The sequence below is a fragment of the Dietzia sp. B19 genome (assembly GCF_014145155.1).
GTDB lineage: Bacteria > Actinomycetota > Actinomycetes > Mycobacteriales > Mycobacteriaceae > Dietzia > Dietzia natronolimnaea.
Map to the genome: position 1 here is coordinate 1 of NZ_JAALED010000464.1, position 1,009 is coordinate 1,009.

At 73.5% G+C, this 1,009-nt stretch carries 1 protein-coding gene and 1 pseudogene; both read left to right on the plus strand.

All coding sequences use genetic code 11. From position 1 onward, the window contains the following. Positions 1-274 (plus strand): annotated as a pseudogene (locus G6020_RS12965) (hypothetical protein); the annotation flags it as partial. 114 nt (positions 275-388) lie between these two features. Further along, the coding region (locus G6020_RS12970) for an MFS transporter (protein WP_182610901.1) at positions 389-1,009 on the plus strand (621 nt) is incomplete at its 3' end.

Genomic DNA, 1,009 nt, shown 5'->3' on the forward strand with positions numbered 1-1,009 from the left:
GGGCGAACTGGGCCGGGCGGCCGGACCCGCCACCGATGTAGAGGGCGGCTCGATCACCGAGTTCGAACGCGGGGCGATCGTCCTCACCCCCGCAGGGCGCGCCTTCGTGGTGCAGGGCGAGATCCTCGCCGCCTACCTGGACGCGGGCGGGCCCGCGGGCGAGCTGGGTTTCCCCACCGCGGACGAGGCCACCACCGACGGGGGATGGATCTCCACCTTCGAGGGCGGGGTCATCACGTACCTCGACGGGGTCGCCGAGGTCCGCACCGACTGACCGGCACTCGCCCGTCACCCGCACGGTTCGCCCGCGCGTCGGGCGTCGGAACGGGGGTGAAAGCGGGTTATCGGGGCGTCGCGCGGCCCTCTCCGGCGGGGCTATCGTCCTCCCGTGAAGTCCACCCTCCCCCGCGCCCAGGCGCCGGATCCCCCGTCCACGCTGCCGGGGACCGTACCCGCCGCCGTGCTGCTGCCCCTTGCCCTGGCCGGTGCGATCGGGCCGTTCGCGACCGACACCTACCTGCCCGCGCTTCCCCTCATCGTCGGGGAGTTCGGGGTCTCCGCCTCGGTCGCCCAGCTCACCCTGACCGCGTTCATGGTCTCGCTGGCCGCCGGACAGCTCGTGATCGGCCCGCTCTCGGACCGTGTGGGCAGGCGCACCCTGTTGATCCTGGGTTCGGTGGGCACCGCGGTCGCGGCCGTGGTGTGTGCGCTGGCCCCGTCGATCTGGGTACTGGTGCTGGGACGGGTCGCCCAGGGGTTCTTCGGCGCGGCGGGGATCGTCCTGAGCAAGGCCGTGGTGGTGGACGTCGGCCGCGGTGCCGGTGTCGCCAAGGCGTTCGCGACCCTCATGGCCCTCCAGTCGGTGGCACCCGTGATCGCCCCGCTCGTCGGCGGTGCCGTGGTCCCGTTCGGCGGCTGGCGGGGCGTGTTCTGGCTGTTGGCCGGACTGTCGGTGGTCACGGCGATCGGCGTGGTCGCAGCGGTCCCCGAGACGTTGCACCCCGGCGAA